Raw genomic sequence first — 4894 nt, forward strand, 5'->3', positions numbered from 1 at the left:
CCACACGTTCGGTGAAAGAGCTGGAATTGGCGGTGGGCAGTGAAGTGATCGCGTTTGTGAAATCCACCGAGGTGTCGATCGCCAAGTTGTAAGGGCGTGGGACAAACACTGCCCCGAAGGGTGCAAGCCCTTCGAGGTAGATATTTATAAAAAGGAAGTAAAAAACTAATTGGCCTTTTGGCCGAAATCCTAACATGCAGATTGTTTTGGCGGAACTGTCAACTTTGACAGGTTTCAAGGTATGATTTTTTGTGTAGCTTTGGTCTTGCATTCATCCTTAATTCGCAAGGAGTAGAAATCATGCCGGACATAAAAAATTGTGTTGCTGTGGATTGGCGGCAAGGGCAGGATCATTGCTATTTTTTCTTCAAGGATACAAATACTTTTTCGCGATTCAATAATGCAGAAGATAGAGTTCCACCAGGCTACCCTACAGCAATTAATGCAGGGAACTGGGGGGAATTTCATCCCTATGCCAGATATTTGCGCTTTGGGTTTACAACAACGAGCGGATATAGCGATTATCTGCATCTCTTCTATTTGGATGGTAATACCCCAAAGGTATGTACCTACCATCAGCAGACGGACAGGGTTGTTCAATTTGAAACGCTGGCAGATAGCCGGTGGTCACTGTTGTTACCATACTTTGATAAGATTGTGGCTGGTGTATGGTGGAAAGAGCCAACTACGTTTCTTAGAGATAACATATTTTTGTTTTTGATGAGTGATGGGGATTACCTACGATACGATGCTCGTCAGGAAACGATTGAAAAAAAACCTACCAATGACGCTAACTGGCCGGGGGTAGGTCCTTACAGATACGAAATTGTTACTGCAGTACAATTTGATCGCGATTTGGCTGATGATTTCTACTATATTTTTCTGACGGGTAATCGTTATCTAAAATATAATATGGACGAAGATAGGTTGGTGGGTGGCCCTGATCCCGTTAATGATAATACTTGGCCGGGATTGTTGCGAAACTAACAGTGGGTGTGGTTTCAATAAAGGCCTGTGTTGGCGATTTTATACTGTCGCGGATTTATCCAGGCCTTTTTGTATTTTTAGTTTCAATAGCTTTTGCATGCAGTCAGGAATTGTTTGCGCTGCAGCCGTCGATTCTCTCTTGATGCAATCTGATGTGCTTCAAGGCTGCATTCTCTTGGGCAGGTAGGGTGGCAAGTAAAGACCCAGGTAGGCATCAAACACCCGCATCCCTTCTTCGGCCATGCGCGGTGTGATCTGCCCGTGCTGTTGCACCGAGCGCGCGTACACTCGATCCCCCAGCTCCATGGCCAGGGCAAACACATCGACATCATCCGGCAGTTTCGGCAGTTCGAAGTGGTGATTGAAGAGCTTGTGCATCAGGTCGCCCAGTTCGATGTCGTGCTGGCGGTCGGCCTGGGTGACTTCGGTCAGGCCGTGTTGCGCCAGGATCAGCTGGCGGGCGGCGGCATCCTCGCCGTAGATGTCGAGCATGCGTTGTTCCACCAGCCGCGACAGGTCACGCCAACCGCTCAGCGCGTCGTGGTCGATGGGTGCTTGCAGGCAGGCGCGGAAGGCGGCGTGGACGTCGGCGGTCAGTGCTTCCAGCAAGGCCGGTACGCTGGCGAAGAAATGGTAGACGGAGGAGGGCGGGATCTCCGCCCGCTCGGCAACGCTGTAGATCGACAGGCTGGCCACACCCTCGGCGGCCAGCAAGGTGCGAGCGGCATCGAGGATCGAATCGATTCGTGCCTGGCTGCGGGCGCGGGGTTTGCGAACGGTGGCTACGCGTGTCATTGAAGTCTCCTGAGGGGCAGCGGGCATTGTACGCAGTGCAGGCAGATGTTCCATATCCCAGAAGTGGGCATTGACCTTGTGGCGAGGGAGCTTGCTCCCGCTGGGCAGCGGAGCGGCCCCAAAACCAGTCAATGCGACATGCCTGAAAGGTTCGTCTCGCGAATGACAGGGAGTCCTTCGGCCTCCAGCGGGAGCAAGCTCCCTCGCCACAGGGTTTAATGTCGGCCATAAAAAAACGCCGCAAGCCTTGTCAGCCTGCGGCGTTCTTTTGTACTGCAAGCGCTTACACGGTATGCAAATACCAGTTGTACTCAAGGTCGGAGATGGAGTGTTCGAACTCCTCCAGCTCGCTCTCTTTGCACGCGACGAAGATATCGATGTATTTCGGATCGATGTACTTGGCCATCACTTCACTGTCGTCCAGCTCGCGCAATGCATCACGCAGGTTGTTCGGCAGGCTTTGCTCGTTCTGCTCGTAGCTGTTGCCTTCCACCGGTGCGTTCGGCTCGATCTTGTTGACCAGGCCGTGGTGCACGCCCGCCAGGACCGAAGCCATCAGCAGGTACGGGTTGGCGTCGGCACCGGCCACGCGGTGCTCGATGCGCACGGCATCGGATGAACCGGTCGGCACACGAATCGCTACGGTGCGGTTGTCCAGGCCCCAGCACGGTGAGTTCGGCACGTAGAACTGTGCGCCGAAACGACGGTACGAGTTGACGTTCGGGCAGAGGAAAGCCATCTGCGCCGGTAGGGTCTCGAGCACACCGCCGATCGCGTGACGCAGTGCGGCGTTCTGCTCGGGATCCTCACTGGCAAAAATGTTTTTGCCATCTTTGTCGAGAATCGAGATGTGGACGTGCAGCCCGTTGCCCGCCTGGCCCGGGTAAGGCTTGGCCATGAAGGTGGTGTCCATTTCATGGTCGTAGGCGATGTTCTTGATCAGGCGCTTGAGCAGGACGGCGTAATCGCAGGCCTTGATCGGGTCGGCCACGTGGTGCAGGTTCACTTCGAACTGCGCCGGGGCACTTTCCTTGACGATGGCGTCGGCCGGGATACCTTGCTCTTTTGCACCTTCCAGAATGTCCTGGAGGCAGTCGACGTATTCGTCGAGGTCGTCGATCAGGTAGACCTGTGTCGAATGCGGGCGTTTGCCGGAAATCGGCGAGCGGGGCGGTTGCGGACGACCGTTCACGTTCTCCTGGTCGATCAGGTAGAACTCCAGTTCGAACGCGGCGCAGATGGTCAGGCCCATCTCATCGAACTTGGTCACCACCTGTCGCAGCACTTCGCGCGGGTCGGCGAAGAAAGGGTCACCTTCGAGTTCGTGCATAGTCATCAACAGTTGCGCGGTCGGGCGCTTCTGCCATGGCTCGTTGCACAGGGTATCAGGAATTGGATAGCAGATTCGGTCAGCATCACCGATGTCCAGGCCCAGGCCGGTGCTTTCCACCGTAGAGCCATTGATATCCAGAGCAAATAGAGAGGCCGGCAGGTTGATGCCTTTCTCGTAAACCTTGTGGAGGCTGGTGCGTTCGATGCGCTTGCCGCGCACCACACCATTCATATCCGCAATCAGAAGGTCAACGTACAGAACCTCAGGATGTTCCTTAAGGAACGCGTTCGCTTCGTTAAGCTGAACGGCACGCGGGGGTACCGACATGATGCAACACCTTTGTTGTTAAAAATATCAATCATTGATCTTTTCGGTTTCCAGTCAACCCGAACGGCATGCCGAAGTCAAGCGAGGCCTTTTTTGCCCTAAAAAAGCGCTCGCGTGGCTTTTTTGAGGCACTTTGGGGCGTTTTTATGCCCTTGGCCTCGATGGCGCCCGCGGGATTGAGCGGGCCGTGTTGTATTTTTTACGGGGGTGTTGTGTAAAAAAATGAACAAGGCTAAGCTCGAATCAAACCCATAACAGCAATAATACCGGGGTGCTTCATGTCTCGCCTGCCGATAATCGGCGTCACCGACTGCTCAAGACAGATCGGTCTGCATGCTTATCACATGAGTGGCGACACTTGCGTGCGCACCGCGGTCCCGGCAGCTTCGGCCCTGCCGGCGAACCTCACGTCCCTGACGGTTCGGCTGTTCCCGTCCGATATTCTGGACGGCCCTGATGGCACCCCCATTACGGTTACTCCATTCAATATAGAACCGATTCACAATAGCAGCTCAGCCATGGCGCAGGGCACCGCTCGCGATTCTGCACGCCTGGCATTTGCCTTGCGGAGCGCGAAGAACACGATAGCCTGTCGCAAACCCGTATTTCAACGCGACGCCGATGCGTCAACTATCGCCTGACTCCCAAGAGTCAGGAAACTCAAAGCCTAGAGGCATTTATGAGTAACAACCTCGACCAGCTCACCGATTGGTTGAAAGACCACAAGATCACAGAAGTCGAATGCATGATCGCCGACTTGACCGGGATCACCCGGGGCAAGATTTCGCCGACCAACAAATTCATCGCCGAAAAAGGCATGCGCCTGCCAGAAAGTGTGCTGTTGCAGACCGTGACCGGCGATTACGTCGAAGACGACATCTATTACGAGCTGCTCGACCCGGCCGACATCGACATGATCTGCCGCCCCGACCAGAGCGCGGTATATGTAGTGCCTTGGGCCATCGAGCCGACCGCTATCGTTATCCACGACACTTACGACAAACAAGGCAACCCGATCGAGCTGTCGCCGCGCAACGTGCTCAAGAAAGTCCTGAAACTCTATGCCGACAAGGGCTGGCAGCCGATCGTGGCGCCAGAAATGGAGTTTTACCTGACCAAGCGCAGCGACGACCCGGACTACCCGTTGCAACCGCCGATCGGCCGCTCCGGCCGCCCGGAAACCGGTCGCCAGTCGTTCTCCATCGAGGCGGCGAACGAATTCGATCCGCTGTTCGAAGACGTCTACGACTGGTGTGAATTGCAGGAGCTGGATCTCGACACGCTGATCCACGAGGACGGCACGGCGCAGATGGAAATCAACTTCCGTCACGGCGATGCCTTGTCCCTGGCTGACCAGATTCTGGTGTTCAAGCGCACCATGCGCGAAGCCGCGCTCAAGCACGACGTGGCCGCCACCTTCATGGCCAAGCCAATGACCGGTGAGCCGGGCAG

The 4894-nt window shown here is 55.1% G+C and carries 6 protein-coding genes; 4 read left to right on the forward strand and 2 right to left on the reverse strand.

What is annotated here, in order from left to right; translation table 11 throughout:
- A partial coding sequence (locus D8U69_RS21150) for a TOBE domain-containing protein (RefSeq protein ID WP_241668681.1) occupies nucleotides 1-92 on the forward strand: 92 nt, incomplete at its 5' end.
- Nucleotides 93-300: 208 nt separating this feature from the next.
- Complete coding sequence (locus D8U69_RS21155; protein ID WP_130903848.1) at nucleotides 301-987, forward strand: hypothetical protein; 687 nt, start codon at nucleotides 301-303, stop codon at nucleotides 985-987.
- Between the two features lie 159 nt (nucleotides 988-1146).
- Here the strand turns inward: D8U69_RS21155 and D8U69_RS21160 are convergent, their stop codons facing one another.
- Nucleotides 1147-1782, reverse strand: coding sequence for a TetR/AcrR family transcriptional regulator (locus D8U69_RS21160; RefSeq protein ID WP_130903849.1), 636 nt, complete (start codon nucleotides 1780-1782; stop codon nucleotides 1147-1149).
- Between the two features lie 283 nt (nucleotides 1783-2065).
- Nucleotides 2066-3442: a glutamine synthetase family protein gene (locus tag D8U69_RS21165; protein ID WP_056854054.1), complete on the reverse strand. Its 1377-nt coding sequence runs from the start codon at nucleotides 3440-3442 to the stop codon at nucleotides 2066-2068.
- 278 nt (nucleotides 3443-3720) lie between these two features.
- Between D8U69_RS21165 and D8U69_RS21170 the strand changes: the two genes are divergently transcribed.
- Together D8U69_RS21170 and D8U69_RS21175 are read left to right on the forward strand one after the other, a co-directional pair.
- Nucleotides 3721-4083, forward strand: coding sequence for a gamma-glutamyl-gamma-aminobutyrate hydrolase family protein (locus tag D8U69_RS21170; protein ID WP_056854053.1), 363 nt, complete (start codon nucleotides 3721-3723; stop codon nucleotides 4081-4083).
- Between the two features lie 38 nt (nucleotides 4084-4121).
- The coding region (locus tag D8U69_RS21175; RefSeq protein ID WP_130908059.1) for a glutamine synthetase family protein at nucleotides 4122-4894 on the forward strand (773 nt) is incomplete at its 3' end.

It is taken from the genome of Pseudomonas sp. Sample_16 (assembly GCF_004307665.1).
Lineage (GTDB): Bacteria > Pseudomonadota > Gammaproteobacteria > Pseudomonadales > Pseudomonadaceae > Aquipseudomonas.